Source organism: Streptomyces cinnamoneus (genome assembly GCF_014650495.1).
GTDB classification, from domain to species: Bacteria; Actinomycetota; Actinomycetes; order Streptomycetales; family Streptomycetaceae; genus Streptomyces; species Streptomyces cinnamoneus.
In genome coordinates this window covers 47,455-71,838 of sequence record NZ_BMVB01000007.1, presented here as the reverse complement: position 1 = coordinate 71,838, position 24,384 = coordinate 47,455, and the positions used below count along the sequence as shown (strand labels likewise).

Genomic DNA, 24,384 nt, shown 5'->3' with positions numbered 1-24,384 from the left:
GACGGACATCACACTGAGACGGCCGGGCCTGTGACCTCACGGTGCAGATGGGCCACTTGGGCCTCATTGATCACACAGCGGGCCGGCGGGCGTAGCCGAGGAGCCGCTCGCCGAGCAGGGACTCGATCTCGTCCAGCAGGCCGAGCGCCGCCCGCGAGGTCTGCGCCGCGGTGCGCCCCTCCGTCAGCTCGCGCTGGATGAACTCGACGACGTGGCCCTGGATCCACCCCAGCTGACTGGCCACCAGGGCGGGCATCGTCCCTGCCCCCGCGCCGGCCTCCTCGGCGAGCACGACGGCCAGCGCCTCGACGGCCCGGTGGCGCATGTCGAGCAGCCGGGAGCGCAGCGCCTGCGACTGGGCGATGACGCGCAGGAAGCGGTCGTAGCCGTCGATGAGCCCGAGCCGCGGGGAGACCGCGACCGCTTCGGCCCGCAGGGCGCGCAGCACCGCGTCGGCCGCCGATTCCCCGGCGGGCCGCCCGCGGACGACCGTGGCCAGCCACTGCACGGCGTCGTCCTCGCGGTCGAGGAAGAGCGCTTCCTTGGTGGAGAAGTAGTTGTAGACGGTGTTGACGGAGACCTCGGCGGCCGCCGCCACCTCCGCGATCGTCACGGCGTCGAAGCCGCGCTCCAGGAACAGGCCGGTCGCCACGTCCGAGATGTGCTGCCTGGTCTGCCGCTTCTTCCGCTCCCTCAGTCCTTCGGTCATGGCCCCATCGTAGCTTTGCTGCACTCCCTGAAAACTTGGAGTCATTGCAAACTTTAAGAGACTCTGCTTTTCTTGCGGTCATGGACGCACCGCACACCCTCAGCATCCGCACCTGCGGACTCGCCCGGACCTTCACGACCCCGCGCGGGCCCGTCGACGCCGTGCGCGGCATCGACCTCGCCGTCCGGCAGGGGGAGATCCTCGGCTTCCTCGGCCCCAACGGAGCGGGCAAGACCACCACGCTGCGCATGCTCACCACCCTGCTCGCGCCCACCGGCGGCACCGCGACCATCGCCGGTCACGACCTCGCCCGCGACCCCGCGGGGGTACGCCGACGGATCGGCTACGTCGCCCAGTCCGGCGGCGTGGACCCGACGGTGTCCGTGCGGGAGGAGCTGGTCACCCAGGGCCGCTTCTACCGGCTGCGCACGCCGGACGCGCAGGCCCGCGCGGAGGAACTGGCGGCCGAACTGGGCCTGGACGGGCTGCTGGAGCGGCCCTGCGGCGCACTGTCCGGAGGACAGCGGCGGCGGCTCGACATCGCCATGGCCCTCACCCACCGGCCGGAGATCCTCTTCCTCGACGAGCCGACCACCGGGCTGGACCCCGGCAGCCGCGCCGACCTCTGGGACCTCGTCCGCCGCATCCGCTCCGCGTGGGGCACGACCGTCTTCCTCACCACGCACTACCTGGACGAGGCGGACGCGCTCGCCGACCGGCTGGTCGTCGTCGACAAGGGCGCCGTCGCCGCCGAGGGCACCCCGGCCGAGCTCAAGACCCGGCACGCCGGCTCGCCCACGGCCACGCTGCAGGACGCCTTCCTCGCGATCACCGGGCGCGGCGCCGCGGCCCGGGACGCCGCCCCTCTCGCCGTCTAGGAGCCGATCCCATGCGCCTTCTCCTTTCCGACATCGCCGTCGTCTACGGCCGCTACGCGCGCCAGACCCTGCGCTCCAAGGCCGCCATGCTCTTCGGCGCGCTCATGCCCGCGCTCTACCTCGTGTTCTACGGCCCCCTGCTGACCGACGTGCCGCTCGGCCGCTCCGGCAGCTCCTGGCAGGTCCTGGTGCCCGGCCTGCTGCTCCAACTGGCCCTCTTCGGCTCCACGTTCGCCGGCCTCGGACTCATCGTCGAGAAGCAGCAGGGGGTGGTCGAACGGATGCGGGTGACGCCGGTGAGCCGGCCGGCCCTGCTGCTGGGACGGGTCCTGAAGGACGCCACCCTGCTGGTCGTCCAGGCCGTGCTGCTGGTCGCGGTGGCCCTGGCGATGGGCCTGCGGGCACCGCTGGCCGGCATCCTCATCGGCCTCGCCTTCACCGGGGCGCTGTCCCTGTCGCTGGCGTCCCTGTCCTACGCCCTGGCCATGACCACCGCCGTGCCGCAGGCGTTCGCCCCCGTCGTCAACGCCGTCACCATGCCCCTGATGCTGCTGTCCGGCCTGCTGCTGCCGATGTCGCTGGCGCCCACCTGGCTCGACGTGCTCTCGCACGTGGTTCCGCTGCGCTATCTGGTGGACGCCGTGCGCGCCGCCTTCACCGGCGACTACACCGCCCCCGCCCTGCTGTACGGCACGGTGACGGCGATCGCGCTCATGGCCGTCTCGGTGGCGGCGGGCACGCGGTACTTCCGCCGGGCCGGGGCGTGACTACGCTCGGACCATGGTCAATCTGACGCGCATCTACACCCGCACCGGTGACGACGGCACGACCGCCCTCGGCGACATGAGCCGCACCGTGAAGACCGACACCCGCATCGCGGCGTACGCCGACGCCAACGAGGCGAACGCCGCGATCGGGGTGGCCATCGCCCTGGGGCAGCTGCCGGCCGAGGTCGTCAAGGTGCTCGTCCGGGTGCAGAACGACCTCTTCGACGTGGGGGCGGATCTGGCCACACCCGTCGTCGAGGACCCGAAGTACCCGCCGCTGCGGGTCGAGCAGTCCTACATCGACAAGCTGGAGGCGGACTGCGACCGCTTCCTCGCGGACCTGGAGAAACTCCGCAGCTTCATCCTGCCCGGCGGTACGCCGGGGGCGGCGCTGCTGCACCAGGCGTGCACGGTGACGCGACGGGCGGAGCGCTCGACGTGGGCGGCGCTCGAAGTGCACGGCGACATCATGAACCACCTGACGGCGACGTACCTGAACCGGCTGTCGGACCTGCTGTTCATCCTGGCCCGGACGGCCAACAAGGAGCTCGGCGACATCCTGTGGGTCCCGGGCGAGAACCGTTAGCGCACGGTCCTCTGGCGCCGGACGGGCTGCATGGGCAGCCCGTCCGGCGCCTGAGGACGACGCGCGTCAGCGCGGACAAGGGGGTTCCGGGCGCAGCCCCGGTTCGCAGCGCCGGCGTCACCGCAAGCCGTCGTCCACGGCCTTCATCAGCGTGCCGCTGTCACCGGACATCTCCCAGATCATCACGCCGCCGAGCCCCTTCGTGCGCAGCCAGGCGGTCTTCTTGCCGATGGACCAGGCGTCGTCGAACGTCCACCACTGGCCGCCCCCGCCCGTGTAGCCGTACGTCGCGACGGTCTGCTCGTCGTGATACACGGTCAGGTTGGCGACGGACGCGCGCAGGTTGTCGTAGCCACGCGTCCCCGACTCCTCCGGGAACTGTCCCGGTGCCGCGCCGCCCGCGCTCTGCCAGACGCCGTGCTCGCCGCCGTCCGCGACCTGCTGCCAGCCGCGGCCGTAGAAGGCCAGGCCGAGGACGACCTTGCGGGGGTCGGCGCCGGCGTCCAGGTAGGTCTGGACGGTCTTCTCCACGCTGAACTTCGTCGTGTACGGGTCCTTGGGGTCGGGATAGAGGTTGCCCTGGTGGCCCGTGCGGTTCGGCTCCCAGCTGTTGTCGCTGCCCGAACCGTGGAAGTCGTAGCCCTGGACGTTCGCGAAGTCCATGGAGTCCAGGACGCTGGGCGTGCCGTCCTTGGTGGTGATGTCCCAGCCCGCCTCGATCTTCGCCGGGTCGGCCGGGGTGAAGGCCGTGAGCAGGTACTTCTTCCCGGTCGTGCCGCTCAGCGCGTCCAGCTGCCGGCGGAACTCCGCGAACAGGAGCGTGTTGTTGGCCTTGTCGTCCTTCGAGACGTGGTTGCCGGCGTGCCCCTCGGAGCCGGGCCACTCCCAGTCGATGTCGAAGCCGTCGAAGATGCCGGCCGCGACGCCGGTGCCGCCGCGCCCGTTCGTGGTGGGCAGGTTGCCCTTGATGTACATGTCGATGCAGGACTTCACGAACTTCTGCCGCGAGGCGTCCGTCCTGGCCACGTCCGAGAAGTACTTGCTGTACGTCCAGCCGCCGACCGAAATGTTGATCTTCAGCTTGGGGTACTTGGCCTTGAGCTTCTTCAGTTGGTTGAAGTTGCCGGCCAGGGGCTGGTCCCAGGTGTCGCCCACGCCGTCGACGGACTCGCCGGCGCCGAAGCCCTTCTCGTAGTCGGCCCAGGAGTCGCCGGCCCCGTCGCCCTGGCCGGGGTCCTGGGGGTTGGGCGTGGTCGCCTTGGTGACGCCGTTGAGGCAGGTCAGGTTGACCGGGTCGATGTTGGAGAAGGAGTAGTTGAGGTGGGTGAGCCGGGCGGCGGCCCCCGTGGTGTCCAGGGACTTCACGGTGTAGCCCCGGCCGTAGATGCCCCACTGCACGAAGTAGCCGACCCTGGCGTAGCCGGACGGCTGGCCGCCCCCGCCGGTGGTACGGACGGTCAGCCCGGCGCTGGCGGGCCCCGTCTGGCCGGCGGTGTCGCGGGCGACGACCGTGTACGTGTAGTCGGTCCCGGCGCTCAGGCCGGTGTCGGTGTGGGCGAGCTTCGTCACCGTCGCGACCTTCGTCGTCCCCCGGTAGACGTCGTAGTCCTTGACGCCCTTGTCGTCGGTGGCCGCGGCCCACTTCAGGGAGACGGAGTCCGCGCTCACGCCCGTCGCGACCGGCGTGCCCGGTGCGCTCGGCGGGGCGTCGGCCGACGAGCCGTCACAGGGGCCGCCGTCGAGCCTGCAGCCGGTGGGGGCGCCGTCGCCGGTGGCGACGAAGCCGAAGGTGACGCTCGCACCGGGGGCGACGGTGCCGTTGTACTCGCGGTTCTTCGCCGTGTGGTGCGCACCGGAGGTGGTGACCAGCGCGTCCCAGTACGAGCCGATGGCCGTGCCGGAGGGGAGGTCCCACTCCACGGTCCACCCGGCCAGCGGCGAGGTCCCGGTGTTCTTCACCGTCCACTGGCCCTGGAATCCGGTCCCCCATTCGGAGGTCTTGACGAATGTCGCCGTCGCCGAGGGCGCGGCGTGGGCCGGGGTGGCCAGGCCCACCAGGGCGGCGAGGGGGAGCAGCAGGGCGGCGAGGGCGGCCGTCACGGCTCTGCTGCGCGGGCGTATGAGGTGTCTGCGTCGTCCCGAGGTTCCTGTGCTCATGGGGATCTCCCCGAGTGAGTCCGGACAGGGTGGGGGGTGCGCGTTGTGAGGGGAGCGTAGAAAGGTCCGTACCAAGGGTCAAGAGGTCTGGACCAGACCCAACTCCTGGGCCAGTACCGCCGCCTGGACCCTGCTGCGCAGCTCCAGCTTCCCCAGCAGCCGGCTCACGTGCGTCTTCACCGTCGCCTCCGCCATGCCCAGCCGCACGGCGACCTCCGCGTTCGACAGCCCCTCCCCCACACAGGCCAGCACCTCCCTCTCCCGCCGGGTGAGCACGTCGAGCACGGCCGGATCCGGGGCGTTCGGGGACCGCACGGGCGTCGGGCGCGCGAACTCCGCGATGAGGCGGCGCGTCACCGCCGGGGAGATCAGCCCCTCCCCCCGCGCCACCGTGCGGACGGCCGTGACCAGGTCCGCCGCCTCGCTGTCCTTCAGCAGGAAACCGGCGGCGCCCGCCCTGAGCGCGCCGAAGACGTACTCGTCCAGGTCGAAGGTGGTCAGGACCAGCACGTCGGCGAGGTGCTCGGCGGTGATGCGCGCGGTGGCGGACACCCCGTCCAGGCGCGGCATCTGGACGTCCATCAGCACCAGGTCCGGCCGCAGCTCGCGGGCCAGCCGCACGGCCTCCTCGCCGTCGCCGGCCTCGCCGACGACCTCGATGCCGGCCGCCGACCGCAGGATGAGCACGAGCCCGGACCGCACCGCGGCCTGGTCCTCGGCCACCACTACCCGGATCATCGCCACTCCTCCTCGTCCACGGGCAACGACGCCCGTACCTCCCAGGTCTTCCCGTCCCCCGCCACGGGTCCGGCCGACAGCCGGCCGCCCAGCAGGGCCACGCGCTCGCGCATGCCCGCGAGCCCCGCCCCGGCGCCGGGGGCGCGCGGTCCGGGCCGGTCGCCCAGCACGCTCCGCACCCGCACCACCAGTGCCCCGTCGTCCCGGCCCAGCTCCACGCCCACCTCGCCCGGCGCCGCGTGCTTGACCGCGTTGGTCAGCGACTCCTGCACGATGCGGTACGCCGCCAGTTCCACCGGAGCCGGCAGCGCACCGGCCCCCCGCCCGTCGCGCAGCACGAAGGAGAAGCGGTCGTCGTGCACGGTCGTACGGGCCCGGTCGAGCAGCGCGTCGAGGCCGGCCAGCGTCGGGGTGGGGGCGGGCTCGTCCGCCTCCCCCGTCTGCTCGCGCAGCAGCCCGATCAGCCGGCGCATCTCGGCCAGGCCCTGGACGCTGTTCTCCCGGATCACCCCGAGCGCCTCCCGGGACGCCCCCGGCTCGTCGATCGACAGCGCGGCCGAGGAGTGTATGGCGATGGCGGACAGGTGACCGGCCACCATGTCGTGCAGCTCGCGGGCCATGCGGGCGCGCTCGGCGCCGACGGCCTCGCGCCGGTCCAGCTCGGCGAGCAGCGCCGTCCGTTCGGCGGCCAGCTGTGCGGCGTCGGCACGGTCCCGGTGCACCCGGATGCCCACCCCGGTCCAGGCGGGCGCCACCGTGATCAGCGCGAAGGTGACGCCCAGCAGCAGCGCCGCCGGCTCCCGTATCAGGGCCAGCGCCAGCAGCGTCGCCACCACCGTGCCGATCTCGCAGGCCCGGGGGATGCGGCGGACCGCGGACGGCGGGCCGTACAGGACGGCCGCGTAGACCAGGTCCGTGTACATCACCACGGTGGCCAGGAGCGTTCCCGTGCACAGGTCCAGCGTCACCGCCGCCGTGCCGATCGCCAGAGCCGTCAGCGGGGCGCGGCGGCGCAGCAGTTCGGTGCCGGACATCACCACCAGGGCGACGAGGGCGAGCGACGTCGGGAGCCCCGCGACCGGCTTGCCGTAGTACAGCCCCAGGAACCACAGCAGCAGACCGCCGAGCAGCCCGGAGAGGGCGATGAGGGCGTCGACGCGCTGGGGAGGGCTGAGGAAGCGGACCGGCATGGGTTCATCACAGCACGGCGCACGGGGCGCGGCCGTCCACCGGGCGGCCCGTCGGCCCGTGCGCCCGGTACATCGAAGGATGCAGTCCCCAATCGTCGCGCCCGACGACGAAATGGCCGGTCACGGCCGTGACGCTGGTGGTGAGGGAAGGGAGAGACCCGTGATCGTCACGTTGATCGTCGTCTGTGAAGTGGGATTCTGGGTGCTGCTGGCCGGTGGACTGAGCCTGCGCTACCTGGCGCGGATGCCCCGGGCGGGGATCGCCGTGCTGCTGATGGAGCCCGTGCTGGAGCTGGTGCTGCTGATCGCCACCGCGGTGGACCTGCGCAACGGCGCCACGGCCGACTGGAAGCACGGCCTGGCCGCGGTCTACCTCGGCTTCTCGGTCGGACTCGGCCACTCCACCATCAAGTGGGCCGACCAGCGCTTCGCCCACCGCTTCGCCGGGGGCCCGCCGCCGGTGAAGCCGCCGAAGTACGGCACGGCCCGCACGGTGCACGAGTGGAAGACGGCGGGGAAGTGGGTGCTGGCCGCCGCGGTCGCCATGGGGCTGCTGCAGGCCGCGATCATGTACATCGGCGGGTCGGGCGACGTCAGCTCGCTGCGGATGTGGCAGTCGAAGATGCTGTGGGTGATCGGCATCAACGTCGTCATCGCGCTGAGCTACACGATCTGGCCCAAGCAGCCCAAGCCCGAGGCCGCACGGAAAACCGAACAGGAGACCACGGAGCAACCGCTCACGCGACGTTGACCCTCTGCCCGGGCGGGGCCGCCTCCAGCCAGGCCAGGAAGCCGGTCAGGGCGTCCTCGCTCATCGCCAGTTCCAGGCGCGTGCCACGGTGCAGGCAGGCCAGGATGACGGCGTCGGACAGCAGCGCCAGCTCCTCCTCGCCCTGCGGCGTCCGGCGCTGCAGCACCTCGATGGAGTCCCGGTCCAGCGTCCGGCGGGGCCGGTACGCGTACGAGAACACCCGGAACCACTCGATCCGGTCACCGTTGTAGCGGGCGACGCCGTACACCCAGCCCTTGCCGGCCGGCTCGGGGTCGTCCTCGGGAACGTTCCAGCGCAGGCTGCAGTCGAACGTGCCGCCGGACCGCTGGATCAGCCGTCTGCGCAGCCCGAAGACGAAGAGCCCCACCAGCACCAGCAGCACGGCGATGCCGCTCACGAGCAGAGCGAGGACCATCTCCACCGACCTCCTCGCATCATCTAGAGCAACCGCACCTGCGACACCTGCGTTATTGCCTCAGCCGCGGACCGCCCTGGAATTGTTCCAGGCCGGTCCGCGGCTGAGGGACGTACTCGAAGCGGGTCGGGCTAGCGAACGCCCGTGACCGCCATCAGCCGGACGTCCGCGCGGCGCTCGGCGGCGGCGTCGGCCTCCGCCTTCGCACGCTCCAGCGCCCGCTCGGCACGCTCGACGTCGATCTCGTCGGCAAGCTCCGCGATCTCGGCGAGCAGCGAGAGCTTGTCGTCGGCGAACGAGATGAACCCGCCGTGCACCGCCGCGACGACGGTGGTTCCGTCGGTGGTCTTGATGGTCACCGGGCCGGACTGCAGCACACCGAGAAGCGGCTGGTGCCCGGGCATGACGCCGATGTCACCCGATGTGGTACGCGCGATGACCAGGGTGGCCTCGCCGGACCAGACGCTTCGGTCCGCCGCGACCAGCTCGACGTGCAGCTCAGCAGCCAACGTGGCTCCTCGGGTCTCCACCCGCCGGGCGCGGCGGGCGTTGGGTCAAAGAATAGGGGACGTGCGGTCCGGGGGCGGGAGTGCCCCGCCCCCGGACAGCCGATCGCAGGGCCCTTGCGGGCCCGTGGATCAGGAGACGCCCAGCTCCTTGGCGTTCTTCTTGAGGTCCTCGAGACCACCACACATGAAGAAGGCCTGCTCCGGGAAGTGGTCGAACTCACCGTCGGCGATGGCGTTGAACGCGGCGATGGACTCGTCCAGCGGCACGTCGGAGCCGTCGACGCCGGTGAACTGCTTCGCGGCGTGGGTGTTCTGCGACAGGAAGCGCTCGATACGGCGGGCGCGGTGGACGACCAGCTTGTCCTCTTCGCCGAGCTCGTCGATACCGAGGATCGCGATGATGTCCTGGAGGTCCTTGTACTTCTGCAGGATGCCCTTGACGCGCATGGCGGCGTCGTAGTGGTCCTGCGCGATGTAGCGCGGGTCCAGGATGCGGGACGTCGAGTCCAGCGGGTCGACCGCCGGGTAGATGCCCTTCTCCGAGATCGGACGCGACAGAACGGTCGTGGCGTCCAGGTGGGCGAAGGTCGTCGCCGGGGCCGGGTCGGTCAGGTCGTCCGCGGGGACGTAGATCGCCTGCATCGAGGTGATCGAGTGACCACGGGTCGAGGTGATGCGCTCCTGCAGGAGGCCCATCTCGTCGGCCAGGTTCGGCTGGTAACCCACCGCGGACGGCATGCGGCCGAGCAGGGTCGAGACCTCGGAACCGGCCTGGGTGAAGCGGAAGATGTTGTCGATGAAGAACAGCACGTCCTGCTTCTGCACATCGCGGAAGTACTCCGCCATGGTCAGACCGGCCAGGGCCACGCGCAGACGGGTGCCCGGGGGCTCGTCCATCTGGCCGAAGACCAGCGCGGTCTTGTCCAGAACGCCGGAGTCCGCCATCTCGTGGATGAGGTCGTTGCCCTCACGGGTGCGCTCACCGACGCCGGCGAAGACGGAAACGCCCTCGTGCAGCTTGGCCACACGCATGATCATTTCCTGGATCAGAACGGTCTTGCCGACACCGGCACCACCGAACAGACCGATCTTGCCGCCCTTGACGTACGGGGTGAGGAGGTCGACGACCTTCAGACCCGTCTCGAACATCTCGGTCTTCGACTCGAGCTGGTCGAACGCCGGGGCCTTGCGGTGGATGGACCAGCGCTCGGTGACCTCGGACTCGGCCTCGGGGTCGTTCAGGATCTTGCCGAGGGTGTTGAACACCCGGCCCTTGGTGACGTCGCCGACGGGCACGGTGATGCCGTCGCCGGTGTCGGTCACCGGGGCCTGGCGGACCAGGCCGTCGGTGGGCTCCATGGCGATGGAGCGCACCAGGCCCTCGCCCAGGTGCTGCGCGACCTCAAGCGTCAGGGTCTTCTTCTTGCCGGCCTCGGCCGGGTCGGAGACCTCGACGGTCAGGGCGTTGTAGATCTCCGGCATCGCGTCGACGGGGAACTCCACGTCGACGACCGGGCCGATGACCCGGGCGACGCGGCCCGTCGCGGCGGCCGTCTCAACAGTGGTGGTCATTTATCGGTCACTCCCCGCGGTCGCGTCGGCCAGGGCGCTCGCGCCACCGACGATCTCGCTGATTTCCTGGGTGATGTCGGCCTGTCGGGCCGCGTTGGCAAGCCGCGTGAACGACTTGATGAGATCTTCGGCGTTGTCGGTCGCCGACTTCATCGCCCGGCGGCGGGCCGCGTGCTCGGAAGCGGCGGCCTGCAGCAGGGCGTTGTAGATCCGGGACTCGACATACCGCGGCAGCAGTGCGTCGAGCACACCCTCGTCCGACGGCTCGAAGTCGAACAGCGGCAGGATCTTGTCCTTGACCGCCTCCGACTCCTCGGCCGTCGCTTCGAGGCTCAGCGGCAGCAACCGCTTCTCCACCGGCGTCTGCGTCATCATCGACACGAACTCCGTGAAGACGATGTGCAGCTCGTCCACGCCGCCCTCGGCCGTGTCCGTGACGACGGCCTCGATCAGCGGGCCGGCGACCTTCTTGGCGTCGGCGTAGGTCGGGCTGTCGGTGAAGCCCGTCCACGAGTCGACGACCGGGCGCTCACGGAAGCCGTAGTACGCGACGCCCTTGCGGCCGACGATGTACGTGACGACGTCCTTGCCCTCCGCCTTCAGGCGGTTGGTGAGCTGGTCGGCGGCCTTGATCGCGTTGGAGGAGTAGCCGCCGGCCAGACCGCGGTCGCTCGTGACGAGCAGGACCGCGGCCCGGGCGGGGTTCTCGACCTCGGTGGTCAGGGCGTGCTTGGTGTGGGAGCCGGTGGCAACCGCGGTCACTGCCCGGGTGAGCTCACTGGCGTACGGAGTGGACGCGGCCACCTTGCGCTGTGCCTTGACGATGCGCGAGGCGGAGATCATCTCCATCGCCTTGGTGATCTTCTTGGTCGCAGTGACGGACTTGATCCGTCGCTTGTAGACCCGGAGCTGGGAACCCATGCTCAGCCCTCGCCCAGCAGCTTGCCGTCCGAGGTCTCGAACTGCTGCTTGAAGGACGTGATCGCGTCGGCCACGGACTGCAGCGTGTCGTCGGACATCTTGCCGCCCTCGCGGATGCTGTCCATCAGACCCTTGTGCTCGCGGTGCAGGTAGTCCAGCAGCTCGCGCTCGAAGCGGCGGATGTCCTCGACCGGGACGTCGTCCATCTTGCCGGTGGTGCCGGCCCAGATCGAGACGACCTGGTCCTCGGTGGCGTACGGCGCGTACTGCGACTGCTTCAGCAGCTCGACCATGCGCTTACCGCGCTCCAGCGAAGCCTTGGAGGCGGCGTCCAGGTCGGAACCGAAGGCGGCGAACGCCTCCAGCTCGCGGTACTGGGCGAGGTCCACGCGGAGGCGGCCGGAGACCTGCTTCATGGCCTTGTGCTGGGCGGAGCCACCGACACGGGAGACCGAGATACCGACGTTCAGCGCGGGGCGCTGACCGGCGTTGAAGAGGTCCGACTCCAGGAAGCACTGGCCGTCGGTGATGGAGATGACGTTGGTCGGGATGAACGCCGACACGTCGTTCGCCTTGGTCTCGACGATCGGCAGACCGGTCATCGAACCCGCGCCCATCTCGTCGGAGAGCTTGGCGCAGCGCTCCAGCAGGCGGGAGTGCAGGTAGAAGACGTCACCCGGGTAGGCCTCGCGGCCCGGCGGGCGGCGGAGCAGCAGGGAGACGGCGCGGTAGGCGTCGGCCTGCTTCGACAGGTCGTCGAAGACGATCAGGACGTGCTTGCCCTGGTACATCCAGTGCTGGCCGATGGCCGAGCCGGTGTACGGCGCGAGGTACTTGAAGCCGGCCGGGTCGGACGCCGGAGCCGCGACGATCGTCGTGTACTCCAGGGCGCCGGCCTCCTCCAGGGCGCCGCGCACGGACGCGATGGTGGAGCCCTTCTGGCCGATGGCGACGTAGATGCAGCGGACCTGCTTCTTCGGGTCGCCGGAGCGCCAGTTGTCGCGCTGGTTGATGATCGTGTCGACGGCCAGCGCGGTCTTGCCGGTCTGACGGTCACCGATGATCAGCTGACGCTGGCCACGGCCGACCGGGGTCATCGCGTCGACGGCCTTGTAGCCGGTCTCCATCGGCTCGTGGACCGACTTGCGGACCATGACGCCGGGGGCCTGCAGTTCGAGGGCGCGGCGGCCCTCGGTCGCGATCTCGCCGAGGCCGTCGATCGGGTTGCCCAGCGGGTCGACGACGCGGCCGAGGTAGCCCTCGCCGACCGCGACGGAGAGCACCTCACCGGTGCGCTGCACCGGCTGGCCCTCCTCGATGCCGCTGAACTCGCCGAGGACGACCGCACCGATCTCGCGCTCCTCGAGGTTGAGGGCGAGACCGAGGGTTCCGTCCTCGAACCGCAGCAGCTCGTTCGCCATGGCCGAGGGAAGACCCTCGACCTTCGCGATGCCGTCGCCGGCAACGCTGACCGTACCGACCTCCTCGCGCGAGGCCGCGTCCGGCTTGTACGCCTGGACAAAGTTCTCCAGTGCGTCCCGGATCTCCTCCGGCCGGATCGTGAGCTCCGCCATCTGGGTTCCCTGCTCTCCTTGTTGGGCCCGAAGTAATTCTGGGGGTCTGGGGACTTGCTCCCACAGCAGCCGCGCTGCTCTGGGCCCCCAGAGGACACCGTCGACCCAACTCGGGCCGTCAGTACATGCTCTTGAGTTGGTGGCTGTCAGCCGGCCATCCGGCGGCCCGCCTCGGCGAGCCGGTCCGCGATGGTCCCGTTGATGACCTCGTCGCCGATCCGCACCTGGATGCCGCCGAGGACCTCGGGGTCGACGTCCAGGTTGAGGTGGACGCGCCGTCCGTACAGCTTGGCCAGCGCGTCACCGAGGCGCTGCTTCTGCTGCTCGTTCAGCGGCACCGCGGAGACGACCTCGGCGACCATGCGGTCGCGGCGGTCGGCCGCCAGCTTGGAGAGGGCGTTCAGCCCGCCTTCCAGGCTACGTCCACGCGGCGCGGTCACCAGCCGGGCGACGAGGCGCTCGGTGACCGGGTTGGCCCGGCCGCCCAGCAGCTCGCGCAGCAGGGCCGCCTTGGCGGACCGGTCCGCGACCTTGTCGGTCAGCGCGGCGCGCAGCTCCGGGTTCGAGGTGACGATCCGGCCGAAGCGGAACAGCTCGTCCTCGACGTCGTCCAGGTCGCCGGCGCGCTCGGCCGCGACCAGGTCGGCACCGGCCGCCAGCTCCTCGGTCGCGTCGACCAGGTCGCGCGAGCTCGACCAGCGGGAGCGGACCATGCCCGCGATCAGGTCGGCGCACTCGCCGCCGACCTGGCCGCCCAGCAGGCGTCGTGCCAGCTCGGCCTTGGCCTCGCCGGACTGCGCCGGGTCGGTGAGGACCCGACGCAGCGACACCTCACGGTCGAGCAGCGCGGTGACGGCCGCGAGCTCGCCGGCGAGCTTCGCCGCGTCCACGGACGTGTTGTCCGCCAGCGCGTCGAGGCTCTCACGTGCGGAGGCCAGGGCCTCCCGGCTCGCCAGGCTCATCGGGTCGCCTCGGCCTTCGTCACGTCCACCGACTTCTCCTCAAGGGCGTCGAGGAAGCGGTCGATGGTCCGGCTCTGCCGGGCCGAGTCCGCGAGGGACTCGCCGACGATCCGGCCGGCCAGGTCGATGGCCAGCTGGCCCACGTCCTGACGCAGGGTGGCCGAGGCGGCCTTGCGGTCGGCCTCGATCTGAGCGTGGCCGGCAGCGATGATCTCCTCACGCTGCCGCTGACCCTCAGACCGCATCTCGGCGATCAGCGCGACGCCCTGCTCCTGAGCCTCCTGGCGCAGACGCGCAGCCTCGTGGCGTGCGTCGGCCAGCTGAGCCCGGTAGTCCTCAAGGACCTGCTGAGCCTCGGCCTGGGCGGCCTCGGCCTTCTCCATGCCGCCCTCGATGGCCGCCCGGCGCTCGTCCAGAACCTTGTTGATGTTCGGGAGGAGCTTCTTGCCGAGGAACAGGAAGACGATGAGGAAGGCGATCAGGCCGATGATGAGCTCTGGCATCGGCGGGAGGAGAGGGTTCTCCATCTCCTCGGACGCCAGGTGCGTCAGGGCGGTCACATCAGTGCCTTTCGTCGAAAAGGGTGGTCGTGGGTCGGCTTACTGGTAAACGAAGCCCATGACGATACCGATCAGGGCGAGCGCCTCACAGAAGGCGAAGCCCATGATCTGGTTGGCACGGATCAGACCGGCCGCCTCGGGCTGACGGGCCAGCGCCTGGGTGCCGTTACCGAAGATGATGCCGACGCCGACGCCGGGGCCGATGGCGGCGAGGCCGTAGCCGATCGCGCTGGCGCTGCCGGTGAACGCGTCCTTGGAGGCGAGGGTGACCATTTCGAGAGCAGCGGACATGCCGTTACTTCCTTCTCTTTCACGGACCGGTGGGGGTTGGCCACCGGACGTCTATTGGACTGGGGCGGGAGGCGGGCTGGCTCAGTGGTGCTCGGAGAGCGCGCCCTGGACGTAGTTGCAGGCCAGGAGGACGAAGACGTACGCCTGCACGGCCTGGATGAAGAGCTCGAAGGCGGTCATCACGATGGTCATCACGAAGGACGCGCTCGCGTAGGCGATGCCGATCCCGTTCAGCAGGTACCAGCTGGCGATCGTGAACATCACGATCAGCATGTGGCCGGCGAACATGTTGGCGAAGAGCCGGACCGCGTGGGTGAACGGGCGGATGATCAGGTTCGAGAAGAATTCGAGCACCACGACCAGGGGCAGAATCCCGCCGAGCGACTTGTCGTAGCCGGTCATGTTCTTCCAGGCGCCGACGAAGCCGTGCTTCTTGAACGTCAGACCGACCCACAGCACGTAGACGAGCAGGGCGAGGCCCGCGGGGTAGGCGATGATCGACGTCACCGGGAACGACGCCACCGGGATGATCGACCAGAGGTTCATCATCCAGATGAAGAAGAACAGGGAGACCATGAGGGGGACGTACTTCTCGCCCTCCTTCTTGCCCAGCGCCTCGTAGACGAGCCCGCGCCGGACAAAGTCGTAACCGGCCTCACCGATCATCTGCAGCTTGCCGGGGACCACCTTGGCCCTGCCGAACGCCGCCCAGAAGAACCCCACGACGACGAGCGAGCCAAGGATGGCCAGCAGCATCGGCTTGTTGAACTCGAATCCACCGATCGTAAAGAGCGGCTCGAAGACGAACGAGTGGAGCCCTGGGGCCGGGAAGCCGCACCCATCGAAGATGTGGCAATCGGTCTCGAAGGCGAGCAGCGTCTGGTCAGCACTCACCGCGAGCTCCTTCAGCGTGGCGCATAGGTACGGCAACCTCGTTGTGTCGGCGCGGCGCACGGCCACGGAACGGCACTGGACTGGACTTACGGATGGGGATGCGGCGGTTCGGCCGGCGGCCGGAAGTCATCGCAGGCGTCAGCTGCACGGGAAGCCGACTCTCACCCGTGAAACCCGGGGATTCGGCCGCCTGCGTCCGCTGCGCCTCAGATGGCACCGGACGATAGCAGGTGAGCACGCGAGCATTTATTCCGGCCCTACCTGTCATGACGGAGACCCGGTCGGCGCGGACTTCTGCGCCTCGACGGACTCCGGATCCACGTAAAGGATCTTTGCCTTCATGTAGGTACGGGTCTGGGCCGCGATCCATGCGAGGGTCGCGGCGAGCAGCGAGAAGGCGAAAGCCTTGGTGTTGAAGAGCGTGGTGTCCTTGAAGATCACGACAAAGACCGCGACCAGCAGGCACTGCGCCAGATAGAGCGCGAGGCCCATCGCCTGGAACAGGTGGGGCAGGTGCCTGGCCGTGCGGTTCAGAATGATCAGACCCGTCGCCATGACGCCACCGGCGAGGAGCGTGCCGACAGCGGAGCCGATCCCTCCCTTGCCCCCGGCGAGCACCGAGCTGACGACGACGGCGACGACGCCCACGAGGGCGGTCGGGACGGCGCACTGCAAAAGCGTTCGGGCGTCGTTGGACTGCATGAAGGGTTTCTCCGGCGAAGGTCGGAAGCAACGATTCGTCGTGGACGAGCGTATCCCCGGGAATGAGACATGGCTCGCGACGAAGGGCCGCCGCACTACGGTCCTTCGGCTCTAGCACCGGGTTTCGTGAACGGTATCACAAACTATTTGATGAGGTCTTTACCTACATCGTGTGCCGCATGTCACACGGAAGGGTCAATCCGCTGGTCATGGCACTGACGGAGGGCTTCCGCTTCTGCTATGCGGGGCCGGAATCCGACGTTCTGAACCGCCTCAGCGATTGCTGCCGATCGTCCCCCGCTGGGTGAAGCGCGAGCGGTCGCCGATGGCCGTCGCACCGTGCAGACCGGCCGGCACGGGCTCGCGCCGCTCCTCGTCCGCACCGTCCCCGGCGTTCTGCTCCGCAAGGGCCACGGGCACCGCCCGGCGCCGGTAGCGGGGCGGTACGAAGCGCTCCGCCCACCGCGGCGCGCGCGGGGTGAAGCGCGGCATCAGCAGCAGCACCAGGCCCACCGCGCTGAGCACCGTGATCAGCAGCAGGATCCACCCGCTCGCCGAATTCACCGAATACGCCACCGCGCCGAAGGCGATGAGCGCGGACCAGAAATACATGATCAACACGGCGCGGCTGTGGGAATGGCCGATCTCCAGCAGCCGGTGGTGCAGGTGGCCGCGGTCGGCCGCGAACGGCGACTGGCCCTTCCAGGTGCGGCGCACGATGGCCAGCAGCAGGTCGGCGACCGGCACCGCGATCACCGTCAGCGGCAGCAGCAGCGGGATGTAGACCGGCACCATCGTGTGCACGGCCGCCCGCTCCGATCCGGCCCAGAGCTTGAGGGCGTCCGGGTCGACCTGGCCGGTGACCGAGATGGCTCCCGCCGCCAGGACGAGCCCGATGAGCATCGAGCCCGAGTCGCCCATGAAGATCCGCGCGGGGTGCATGTTGTGCGGCAGGAAGCCCAGGCACATGCCCATCAGGATGGCGGCGAACAGCGTCGCGGGGGCGGCGGCCTCCAGGCCGTGCCCGAACCACATCCGGTAGGCGTACAGGAAGAACGCGGCGGCTGCGATGCACACCATGCCCGAGGCCAGGCCGTCCAGGCCGTCGACGAAGTTCACCGCGTTAATAGTGATCACGACCAGCGCGACCGTCAGCAGCGTGCCCTGCATCGGGGTGAGCGAGACCGTGCCCACGCCGGGCACCGGGATCCACAGGATGGTCAGGCCCTGCAGCACCATCACACCGGCGGCGATCATCTGCCCGCCGAGCTTCACCAGGGCGTCCACGCCCCACTTGTCGTCCAGCACCCCGAGCAGCCAGATCAGGCCCGCGCCCGAGAGCAGCGCACGCGGCTCGTTGGACAGCTCGAAGACGTGCTTGAGGTTGGACAGGTGCGCGGCCACCAGCAGGCCGGCGCACAGGCCGCCGAACATGGCGATGCCGCCGAGGCGTGGCGTCGGTTCCCGGTGCACGTCGCGCGCGCGGATCTCCGGCATGGCTCCGGCCAGGATCGCGAACTTCCGCACCGGGCCCGTCAGCAGATAGGTGACGGCCGCGGTGACGCACAACGTCAGCAGGTATTCACGCACGGGCTGCCCCAGGGATCGCGCTGGACATCACAGCCCCACACCATATTCGCGTCCGCCCCTGATCCGTGAATGCACCAGGAGACGCCTCCCCGGGCCAGGTGGTTGCAAATGATCACATGTGGGACCGGTACGGCGGGAACCTTCCGGCCAGATCGGCGACCTCCGCACGGACCGACCCCTCCCCGCCCTCGCCGCGCAGAGCGGCCCCCAGGAGCCTTCCCACCACCGCCATCTCGGCCTCCGCCATGCCCTGCGTGGTGAGGGCCGCGGTGCCCATCCGCAGGCCGCGTGCGGCGCCGGGGGCGAGGGCGCACACGTCCAGCACGACGGCGGCCGCGGCGAGCCGCCTGCGGGCCGTGGCGGCGTCCAGGGCGAGCGGGGAGACGTCGACGACCAGCAGGTGGGTGTCGGTGCCTCCGGTGACGATGCCGAGGCCCTCCGCGGCCAGCGCGGCGGCCAGGGCGCGGGCGTTGGCGACCACCTGGTGGGCGTAGTCGGTGAAGGCGGGCGTCGCGGCCTCCCCGAAGGCGACGGCCTTCGCGGCGACCGTGTTCATCTGGGCCCCGCCCTGTGTGAAGGGGAACACCGCGCGGTCCACCTGCTCGGCCAGCCGCGCGCCGCACAGGAGGAGCCCGCCGCGCGGGCCGCGCAGCACCTTGTGCGTGGTGGCGCACACGACGTCGGCGTACGGCACCGGGTTGGGTGCCGCTCCCCCGGCGATCAGGCCGATGGGGTGGGCGGCGTCGACGATGAGACGGGCGCCCACCCCGTCGGCGATCTCGCGGAAGGCGGCGTAGTCCACGTGCCGCGGGTAGGAGATCGAGCCGCAGACGATGGCCTTGGGCCGGTGCTTTCCGGCCAGGGCCCGTACCTGCGCGTAGTCGATCAGGCCGGTGTCCTCGCGCACCCCGTAGCCGACGAAGTCGAACCAGCGGCCGGAGAAGTTGGCCGGGGAGCCGTGGGTGAGGTGGCCGCCGTGCCGCAGGCCCATGGCCAGGACGGTGTCCCCGGGGCGCAGCAGGGCGGCGTAGGCGGCCAGGACGGCGGCGGTGCCGGAGTGGGGCTGGACGTTGGCGTGCTCGGCGCCGAAGAGGGCCTTGGCGCGTTCCACGGCGATGCGCTCGGCGAGGTCGACGAGCTCGCAGCCGCCGTGGTGGCGGGCGCCGGGGTAGCCCTCGGCGTACTTGTTGGTGAGCGGGGAGCCGAGGGCGGCGAGGACGGCGGGCGAGGTGAAGTTCTCGGCCGCGACGAGCTGGAGTCCGGTGGCCTGGCGCTCGGCCTCGCCGAGGAGCAGCCCGGCGAGCTCGGGGTCCTCCCGCAGCAGCGCCTCGAAGCCGTGCCCCCACACGGGGTGCGGCGGGTGGGCTGCGGCGGCCGCGGCGGCGCCGGGGCGGGCGGCGGCCCGGGCGGGCGCAGGGTCGACGGGGGTGACGGGGCTGACGGGCATCGCTGGCTCCGGGCTGTGCGGCGCGATGGTCTCAGCACCCACTGTAGGCCCGCCACGGGTGGTATGCCCGGTATCTACCGCTCCGGCCCTGCCGGGGCCGGGGTCAGGAGCGGGCCGCGACCCCGGTGAGGGCGGTGACGACCGGGTCCAGGGCCTGGTTGATCTCGTCGCCGATGGAGCGGAAGAAGGTGATCGGCGCGCCGTAGGGGTCGTGCACCTCGTCGGCCTCCGCGTTGGGCGCCAGCAGCCAGCCGCGCAGTGCGGCCGCGGCCTGCACCAGGGCGCGGGCGCGGTCGACCACCCCGCCGGCCCGCTCGGGGTCCGGGAGGGTCGCGGGGTCTATGGCCCGCACCAGCCGGGTGAACTCCTTCAGCGTGAAGGTGCGCAGGCCCGCGGAGTGGCCCATGGAGATGACCTGGGCGCGGTGGTCGCGGGTGGCCGTCAGGACGAGGTCGGCGCGGATGACGTGCTCGTCGAGGAGCTCACGGCCGGTGAAGCCGTGCGCGTCCGCGCCGAAGTCGGCCAGGACGGTGGCGGCGTGCGCCTCCATGGGTGCGCCCTCGTGCCCCCAGGTGCCGGCGCTCTCCACCACCAGGCCGCCCGCCTGCGGGTCGCCCAGGCGGTGGGTGAGGGCATGGCGGGTCAGCCGCTCGGTGATGGGCGAGCGGCAGACGTTGCCGGTGCTGACGTGGAGGATGCGGAAGGTGTCGGTGGTGAGGTCCGGTCCCGCTATGCCACGCCCCTGCGGGGCGATCAATTCGCCACCTCAAGTTCGGGTACCACCTCGCGCAGCTGCTCGGCGCCGATGGCGCCGGCGCGCAGCAGGACGGGCACCTTGCCGGTGACGTCCACGATGGAGGAGGGCACGTCGGCGGGGGTGGAGCCGCCGTCGAGGTAGACGGAGACGGAGTCGCCGAGCATCTCCTGCGCCGCGTCGCAGTTCTGCGGGGCCGGGTGGCCGGTGAGGTTGGCGCTGGAGACGGCCATGGGGCCGAACTCGGTGAGCAGCTCCAGGGCGACCGGGTGCAGCGGCATGCGCACGGCGACCGTGCCGCGGGTCTCGCCGAGGTCCCAGGTCAGCGACGGCTGGTGCTTGGCGACGAGGGTGAGGGCGCCGGGCCAGAACGCGTCGACGAGCTCCCACGCCTGCTCGGAGAAGTCCGTGACGAGGCCGTGCAGGGTGTTCGGGGAGCCCACCAGGACGGGCGAGGGCATGCCCCGGCCGCGGCCCTTGGCCTGCAGGAGATCGCCGACGGCCTCGCGGCTGAAGGCGTCCGCGCCGATGCCGTAGACGGTGTCGGTGGGCAGCACGACCAGCTCGCCGCGGCGGACCGCCGCGGCCGCCTCGCGCAGACCGGTCCTGCGGTCGGTCGCGTCGCTGCAGTCGTAACGCCGTGCCATCTAACGGACCTCCTCGGGCTGGTTCTCTGTCGTCGGGTGCCGGTCGGCGTGCGGGGCCGTCACGGCGTCGCCTTGCGGGCGGTGGCGAAGCGCGGCCGGTTGTTGAGGTCGGGGTGATCGGCCGCGTCGGCCCAGCCCCGCTCCTCGGTGAAGATCCACGGCACCTGGCCGCCCTGGGTGTCGGCGTGCTCGATGACGACGACGCCGCCGGGGCGCAGCAGGCGGTGCGCGGTGCGCTCCAGGCCGCGGATGGTGTCGAGCCCGTCCTCGCCGGAGAACAGCGCGAGTTCCGGGTCGTGGTCGCGGGCCTCGGGGGCCACGTACTCCCACTCGGTGAGCGGGATGTACGGCGGGTTGGAGATGACGAGGTCGACCTGGCCGTCCAGCTCGGGCAGGGCGGTCAGGGCGTTGCCGTGGTGCAGCTGGACGCGCGAGCCCGCCACGTTCTTGCGGGCCCAGCCCAGGGCGCCCTCGTCGAGCTCGACGGCGTGCACGCGCGAGCGCGGCACCTCCTGGGCGAGGGCCAGGGCGATGGCGCCCGAGCCCGTGCACAGGTCCACGATGAGCGGCTCGACGACGTCCATGGCCCGGACGGCGTCTATGGCCCAGCCGACGACCGACTCGGTCTCGGGGCGGGGCACGAAGACGCCGGGGCCCACCTGGAGCTCCAGGTAGCGGAAGAAGGCGCGGCCGGTGATGTGCTGCAGCGGCTCGCGGGCCTCGCGGCGCGCGACGGCCTCCCAGTACCGGGCGTCGAAGTCGGCGTCGGCGACCAGGTGCAGCTCACCGCGCTTGACGTTGTGCACGAACGCGGCGAGCTCCTCCGCGTCGAAGCGCGGGGACGGTACGCCGGCGTCGGCCAGCCGCTGAGTGGCTTGCGCCACCTCTGCTAGCAGCAGGTTCACGTTGTTCCTCTCGCATCGGCGCCCCGGTCGTCCTCGATCACCGGACGGGCTCGATTCTTTCGCACCCGGGCTGGGGAGCCCGGGCTCTCGCACCCCGGACTATGGCATCCGGTCAGCTCGCGGCGGCGAGCTTGGCCGCCGAGTCGGCGTCGACGCACGCCTGGATCACGGGGTCCAGCTCGCCGTCGAGCACCTGGTCCAAGTTGTACGCCTTGAAGCCGACCCGGTGGTCCGAGATGCGGTTTTCCGGGAAGTTGTAGGTCCGGATCTTCTCGGAGCGGTCGACGGTGCGGACCTGGCTGCGGCGGGCGTCCGCGGCCTCCGCCTCGGCCTTCTCCTGGGCCGCGGCCAGCAGCCGCGAGCGCAGGATGCGCAGGGCCTGCTCCTTGTTCTGGAGCTGGCTCTTCTCGTTCTGGCAGGAGGCGACGACACCGGTCGGCAGGTGGGTGATGCGCACCGCGGAGTCGGTGGTGTTCACGGACTGGCCGCCGGGGCCGGAGGAACGGTAGACGTCGATCCGCAGGTCGTTCATGTTGATCTCGACGTCGACCTCCTCGGCCTCGGGCGTGACGAGCACGCCGGCGGCGGAGGTGTGGATGCGGCCCTGGGACTCGGTGGCCGGCACGCGCTGGACGCGGTGCACGCCGCCCTCGTACTTCAGCCGGGCCCAGACGCCCTGGCCGGGCTCGGTGGCGCCGTTGCCGCCCTTGGTCTTCACCGCGACCTGGACGTCCTTGTAGCCGCCGAGCTCGGACTCCGTGGTGTCGATGATCTCGGTCTTCCAGCCCACGCGCTCGGCGTAGCGCAGGTACATGCGCAGCAGGTCGCCGGCGAAGAGCGCCGACTCGTCGCCGCCCGCGCCCGCCTTGATCTCCAGGATGACGTCCTTGTCGTCGCTGGGGTCCCGGGGGACGAGCAGCAGGCGCAGCTTCTCGGTGAGCTCCTCGCGCTGCTTCTCCAGCTCCTTGACCTCGGCCGCGAAGTCGGGGTCGTCCGCGGCGAGCTCGCGCGCGGTCACGATGTCGTCGCCGGCCTGCTTCCAGGAGCGGTAGGTCCCGACGATCGGGGTCAGCTCGGCGTAGCGCTTGTTGAGCTTGCGGGCGTTCGCCTGGTCCGCGTGCACGGCGGGGTCGGCGAGCCGCTTTTCGAGGTCGGCGTGCTCACCGATGAGTTCCTCGACTGCCTCGAACATCAAGTTTCCCTAGCTGCTGGAAGTGACGGGCCTGCGGGCCGTGGGGCCGCACGGGCCGGGCCTGCTGGACGACAAAGCGCCGGTCCACTCGCCCAGCCGGAACTGGGCGACCGAGGACCGGCGCCTGCGAGTCGCTACTTCTTGGCTCCGTAGCGGGCCTCGAACCGCGCCACACGGCCACCGGTGTCGAGGATCTTCTGCTTGCCCGTGTAGAACGGGTGGCACTCGGAGCACACGTCGGCACGGATGGTGCCGTCGGCGACGGTGCTACGGGTGGTGAACGAGGCGCCACAGGTGCAGCTGACCTGGGTCTCGACGTACTCCGGGTGGATGTCGCGCTTCAAGGGGTTCTCCTAGTTTCGGGAGGGCTCCGGGTCGTAGAGGCGGGATTGCCTTACGTGAACCGGGGCCGACGTACCAGTCTGCCAGTCCTGGCCGTATCCCCCAAAACGGGGGGTGGGGGCCGGTTATTCCCAGGGGTCGTCCGGGGGGCCGTCCGGGGCGCAGGGCCGGGGGCCGGACGGGGTCACTTCACGACGCCGTCCGCGTCCGTCTTCGTTCCCTCGCCGTCCTTGAGGGCGGACTCCGGGATCTGCTGGTCGGCGCGCAGGGCCCGCCAGACCTCGTCGGCCTGGGCGGTCAGCGGCACGACCCGGTTGGGGTCCCGGGGGTCCGCGCCGACCGGGAGGGTCACCATGTGCATGTCCTCCGAGCCGATGCCCTTGAGGCCGCTCGCGAAGCCGTAGAGCTTGTCCACCGAGTTCAGCTCGCGGTCGGTGGTGAGCGCCTTGGTGGCGGTGTCGGCGATCCCGTAGAGCTTGGTGGGGCTGGTGAACAGGCCGATGGACTTCACCTGGTCCAGCAGGGCCTTGATGAACGCCTGCTGCAGCTTGATCCGGCCGAGGTCGCTGCCGTCACCGACGCCCTTGCGGGTGCGGACGAGGCCGAGGGACTGCTCGCCGTTGAGCTTGTGGGTGCCGGCGTCGAGGCTGAGGTGGCTGTCCTTGTCGTGGATGGCCTTGGTGGTGGTGACCTCGACCCCGCCCAGCTTGTCGATCAGCTTCTGGAAGCCGGCGAAGTCGACCTCCAGGTAGTGGTCCATGCGGATGTTGGTCATCGCCTCGACGGTCTTGACCGCACAGACCGCGCCGCCGATGGAGTACGCCTCGTTGAACTGCGCCCGCTTGACCGCCGGGCTCTTCTTGCCCGACGGGGTGGTGCACTCGGGGCGGGCGACGATCGTGTCGCGGGGGACGGAGACGACGCTGGCCTGCTTGTGGCCGGCGAAGACGTGGACGATCATCGCGGTGTCGGAGCGGGAGCTGCCCTCGTCCCGGCCGTACTTGCCGTTGTCCCCGGCGCGCGAGTCGGAGCCGAGGACGAGGATGTCCTGGGAGCCGTTGTCGATGTTGTCCGGCCGGTTCTTGCCCAGGGCCGCGTTGATGTCGACGCTGCTGAGGTTGCCGTTGAGCTTGAAGTAGAGGAACCCGGCGCCCGCGCCGCCCATGACGACCAGGGTCGCCGCGCTCCAGGCGGCTATTCGGCGGCCCTTGCGGCGCACCGGCGGCTTGCGACGGCGGCCCTTGCCGCCGGCACGCCGGCGGCGCGGGTCCGCCGTCGTGCTGCTGCTGTCGTCGGCCATGCGCTCCTCA

Annotated in this window: 26 protein-coding genes; 4 read left to right on the top strand and 22 right to left on the bottom strand. The window is 70.6% G+C overall.

What is annotated here, in order from left to right:
- Positions 1–70: 70 nt before the first annotated feature.
- Positions 71–709 carry a TetR/AcrR family transcriptional regulator gene (locus IE182_RS12395; RefSeq protein WP_190109817.1) on the bottom strand — a complete coding sequence of 213 codons (639 nt, stop codon included), beginning with the start codon at positions 707–709 and terminating at the stop codon, positions 71–73.
- A gap of 80 nt (positions 710–789) precedes the next feature.
- Here IE182_RS12395 and IE182_RS12390 point away from each other — a divergent pair, with 80 nt between their 5' ends.
- Genes IE182_RS12390 through IE182_RS12380 form a run of 3 tightly spaced genes read left to right on the top strand, consistent with a single transcriptional unit; the run spans position 790 to position 2,940 of the window.
- Complete coding sequence (locus IE182_RS12390) at positions 790–1,587, top strand: ABC transporter ATP-binding protein (protein ID WP_190109816.1); 798 nt, start codon at positions 790–792, stop codon at positions 1,585–1,587.
- Between the two features lie 11 nt (positions 1,588–1,598).
- Positions 1,599–2,354: an ABC transporter permease gene (locus tag IE182_RS12385; RefSeq protein WP_190109815.1), complete on the top strand. Its 756-nt coding sequence runs from the start codon at positions 1,599–1,601 to the stop codon at positions 2,352–2,354.
- A gap of 13 nt (positions 2,355–2,367) precedes the next feature.
- On the top strand, positions 2,368–2,940 hold the full coding sequence (locus IE182_RS12380) for a cob(I)yrinic acid a,c-diamide adenosyltransferase (protein WP_190109814.1): 573 nt from the start codon (positions 2,368–2,370) through the stop codon (positions 2,938–2,940).
- A gap of 117 nt (positions 2,941–3,057) precedes the next feature.
- On the opposite strand, the gene IE182_RS12375 is transcribed toward IE182_RS12380, so the two are convergent.
- The 3 genes from IE182_RS12375 to IE182_RS12365 form a co-directional block, all read right to left on the bottom strand.
- Positions 3,058–5,097, bottom strand: a complete 2,040-nt coding sequence (locus IE182_RS12375) for a glycoside hydrolase family 18 chitinase (protein WP_190109813.1) — start codon at positions 5,095–5,097, stop codon at positions 3,058–3,060.
- Positions 5,098–5,175: 78 nt separating this feature from the next.
- Positions 5,176–5,835 (bottom strand): response regulator, encoded by a 660-nt coding sequence (locus tag IE182_RS12370; protein ID WP_190109812.1) that lies wholly within the window; start codon positions 5,833–5,835, stop codon positions 5,176–5,178.
- Positions 5,832–7,025 carry a sensor histidine kinase gene (locus tag IE182_RS12365; protein ID WP_190109811.1) on the bottom strand — a complete coding sequence of 398 codons (1,194 nt, stop codon included), beginning with the start codon at positions 7,023–7,025 and terminating at the stop codon, positions 5,832–5,834. Before IE182_RS12365 ends, IE182_RS12370 begins: the two co-directional genes overlap by 4 nt.
- Positions 7,026–7,185: 160 nt before the next feature.
- On the opposite strand from IE182_RS12365, the gene IE182_RS12360 reads away from it, so the two are divergent.
- On the top strand, positions 7,186–7,776 hold the full coding sequence (locus tag IE182_RS12360) for a hypothetical protein (protein WP_190109810.1): 591 nt from the start codon (positions 7,186–7,188) through the stop codon (positions 7,774–7,776).
- Here the strand turns inward: IE182_RS12360 and IE182_RS12355 are convergent.
- From IE182_RS12355 to IE182_RS12270, 18 genes are all read right to left on the bottom strand, one after another.
- Positions 7,763–8,212 (bottom strand): DUF2550 domain-containing protein, encoded by a 450-nt coding sequence (locus tag IE182_RS12355; protein ID WP_190109809.1) that lies wholly within the window; start codon positions 8,210–8,212, stop codon positions 7,763–7,765. The genes IE182_RS12360 and IE182_RS12355 overlap by 14 nt on opposite strands.
- A 131-nt stretch (positions 8,213–8,343) precedes the next feature.
- Positions 8,344–8,721 carry a F0F1 ATP synthase subunit epsilon gene (locus IE182_RS12350; protein ID WP_190109808.1) on the bottom strand — a complete coding sequence of 126 codons (378 nt, stop codon included), beginning with the start codon at positions 8,719–8,721 and terminating at the stop codon, positions 8,344–8,346.
- A gap of 129 nt (positions 8,722–8,850) precedes the next feature.
- Positions 8,851–10,293: a F0F1 ATP synthase subunit beta gene (gene atpD / locus IE182_RS12345; RefSeq protein ID WP_190109807.1), complete on the bottom strand. Its 1,443-nt coding sequence runs from the start codon at positions 10,291–10,293 to the stop codon at positions 8,851–8,853.
- A complete protein-coding gene (locus tag IE182_RS12340) occupies positions 10,294–11,214 on the bottom strand; it encodes a F0F1 ATP synthase subunit gamma (RefSeq protein WP_190109806.1) in 921 nt (306 codons plus the stop codon).
- A gap of 2 nt (positions 11,215–11,216) precedes the next feature.
- Positions 11,217–12,788, bottom strand: a complete 1,572-nt coding sequence (gene atpA / locus IE182_RS12335; protein ID WP_071964960.1) for a F0F1 ATP synthase subunit alpha — start codon at positions 12,786–12,788, stop codon at positions 11,217–11,219.
- A gap of 146 nt (positions 12,789–12,934) precedes the next feature.
- Positions 12,935–13,750, bottom strand: a complete 816-nt coding sequence (locus IE182_RS12330) for a F0F1 ATP synthase subunit delta (protein WP_190109805.1) — start codon at positions 13,748–13,750, stop codon at positions 12,935–12,937.
- Positions 13,747–14,310: a F0F1 ATP synthase subunit B gene (locus tag IE182_RS12325; RefSeq protein WP_190109804.1), complete on the bottom strand. Its 564-nt coding sequence runs from the start codon at positions 14,308–14,310 to the stop codon at positions 13,747–13,749. The genes IE182_RS12330 and IE182_RS12325 overlap by 4 nt, the downstream gene beginning before the upstream one ends.
- A gap of 39 nt (positions 14,311–14,349) precedes the next feature.
- Entirely contained in the window at positions 14,350–14,601 is a 252-nt protein-coding gene (locus IE182_RS12320) for an ATP synthase subunit C-like protein (protein ID WP_190109803.1), read from the bottom strand.
- A gap of 81 nt (positions 14,602–14,682) precedes the next feature.
- Entirely contained in the window at positions 14,683–15,495 is an 813-nt protein-coding gene (gene atpB / locus IE182_RS12315; RefSeq protein WP_190109802.1) for a F0F1 ATP synthase subunit A, read from the bottom strand.
- 264 nt (positions 15,496–15,759) lie between these two features.
- Positions 15,760–16,197 (bottom strand): Cg1360 family ATP-synthase-associated protein, encoded by a 438-nt coding sequence (locus IE182_RS12310; protein ID WP_190109801.1) that lies wholly within the window; start codon positions 16,195–16,197, stop codon positions 15,760–15,762.
- A 273-nt stretch (positions 16,198–16,470) separates the two neighbouring features.
- On the bottom strand, positions 16,471–17,787 hold the full coding sequence (locus tag IE182_RS12305; RefSeq protein WP_229844759.1) for an MraY family glycosyltransferase: 1,317 nt from the start codon (positions 17,785–17,787) through the stop codon (positions 16,471–16,473).
- A 112-nt stretch (positions 17,788–17,899) separates the two neighbouring features.
- Complete coding sequence (glyA, locus tag IE182_RS12300; protein ID WP_190109800.1) at positions 17,900–19,234, bottom strand: serine hydroxymethyltransferase; 1,335 nt, start codon at positions 19,232–19,234, stop codon at positions 17,900–17,902.
- Positions 19,235–19,337: 103 nt separating this feature from the next.
- Positions 19,338–19,991, bottom strand: a complete 654-nt coding sequence (locus IE182_RS12295) for an arsenate reductase/protein-tyrosine-phosphatase family protein (RefSeq protein WP_190109799.1) — start codon at positions 19,989–19,991, stop codon at positions 19,338–19,340.
- Positions 19,988–20,635, bottom strand: a complete 648-nt coding sequence (locus IE182_RS12290; protein ID WP_190109798.1) for an L-threonylcarbamoyladenylate synthase — start codon at positions 20,633–20,635, stop codon at positions 19,988–19,990. Before IE182_RS12290 ends, IE182_RS12295 begins: the two co-directional genes overlap by 4 nt.
- Positions 20,636–20,694: 59 nt before the next feature.
- Positions 20,695–21,540 (bottom strand): peptide chain release factor N(5)-glutamine methyltransferase, encoded by an 846-nt coding sequence (prmC, locus tag IE182_RS12285; protein ID WP_190109797.1) that lies wholly within the window; start codon positions 21,538–21,540, stop codon positions 20,695–20,697.
- Between the two features lie 112 nt (positions 21,541–21,652).
- Positions 21,653–22,732, bottom strand: a complete 1,080-nt coding sequence (prfA, locus tag IE182_RS12280; RefSeq protein WP_190109796.1) for a peptide chain release factor 1 — start codon at positions 22,730–22,732, stop codon at positions 21,653–21,655.
- Positions 22,733–22,866: 134 nt separating this feature from the next.
- A complete protein-coding gene (rpmE, locus tag IE182_RS12275) occupies positions 22,867–23,076 on the bottom strand; it encodes a 50S ribosomal protein L31 (RefSeq protein WP_190109795.1) in 210 nt (69 codons plus the stop codon).
- A gap of 182 nt (positions 23,077–23,258) precedes the next feature.
- Positions 23,259–24,374, bottom strand: a complete 1,116-nt coding sequence (locus IE182_RS12270) for an LCP family protein (protein WP_190109794.1) — start codon at positions 24,372–24,374, stop codon at positions 23,259–23,261.
- Positions 24,375–24,384: the final 10 nt, after the last annotated feature.

Bases quoted from the DNA above. Each gene is read 5' to 3' on its own strand.
- IE182_RS12395 (WP_190109817.1), bottom strand. From the start codon at position 709: ATGACCGAAGGACTGAGGGAGCGGAAGAAGCGGCAGACCAGGCAGCAC.
- IE182_RS12390 (WP_190109816.1), top strand. From the start codon at position 790: ATGGACGCACCGCACACCCTCAGCATCCGCACCTGCGGACTCGCCCGG.
- IE182_RS12385 (WP_190109815.1), top strand. From the start codon at position 1,599: ATGCGCCTTCTCCTTTCCGACATCGCCGTCGTCTACGGCCGCTACGCG.
- IE182_RS12380 (WP_190109814.1), top strand. From the start codon at position 2,368: ATGGTCAATCTGACGCGCATCTACACCCGCACCGGTGACGACGGCACG.
- IE182_RS12375 (WP_190109813.1), bottom strand. From the start codon at position 5,097: ATGAGCACAGGAACCTCGGGACGACGCAGACACCTCATACGCCCGCGC.
- IE182_RS12370 (WP_190109812.1), bottom strand. From the start codon at position 5,835: ATGATCCGGGTAGTGGTGGCCGAGGACCAGGCCGCGGTGCGGTCCGGG.
- IE182_RS12365 (WP_190109811.1), bottom strand. From the start codon at position 7,025: ATGCCGGTCCGCTTCCTCAGCCCTCCCCAGCGCGTCGACGCCCTCATC.
- IE182_RS12355 (WP_190109809.1), bottom strand. From the start codon at position 8,212: ATGGTCCTCGCTCTGCTCGTGAGCGGCATCGCCGTGCTGCTGGTGCTG.
- atpD (WP_190109807.1), bottom strand. From the start codon at position 10,293: ATGACCACCACTGTTGAGACGGCCGCCGCGACGGGCCGCGTCGCCCGG.
- IE182_RS12340 (WP_190109806.1), bottom strand. From the start codon at position 11,214: ATGGGTTCCCAGCTCCGGGTCTACAAGCGACGGATCAAGTCCGTCACT.
- atpA (WP_071964960.1), bottom strand. From the start codon at position 12,788: ATGGCGGAGCTCACGATCCGGCCGGAGGAGATCCGGGACGCACTGGAG.
- IE182_RS12330 (WP_190109805.1), bottom strand. From the start codon at position 13,750: ATGAGCCTGGCGAGCCGGGAGGCCCTGGCCTCCGCACGTGAGAGCCTC.
- IE182_RS12320 (WP_190109803.1), bottom strand. From the start codon at position 14,601: ATGTCCGCTGCTCTCGAAATGGTCACCCTCGCCTCCAAGGACGCGTTC.
- IE182_RS12310 (WP_190109801.1), bottom strand. From the start codon at position 16,197: ATGCAGTCCAACGACGCCCGAACGCTTTTGCAGTGCGCCGTCCCGACC.
- glyA (WP_190109800.1), bottom strand. From the start codon at position 19,234: ATGCCCGTCAGCCCCGTCACCCCCGTCGACCCTGCGCCCGCCCGGGCC.
- IE182_RS12290 (WP_190109798.1), bottom strand. From the start codon at position 20,635: ATGGCACGGCGTTACGACTGCAGCGACGCGACCGACCGCAGGACCGGT.
- prfA (WP_190109796.1), bottom strand. From the start codon at position 22,732: ATGTTCGAGGCAGTCGAGGAACTCATCGGTGAGCACGCCGACCTCGAA.
- IE182_RS12270 (WP_190109794.1), bottom strand. From the start codon at position 24,374: ATGGCCGACGACAGCAGCAGCACGACGGCGGACCCGCGCCGCCGGCGT.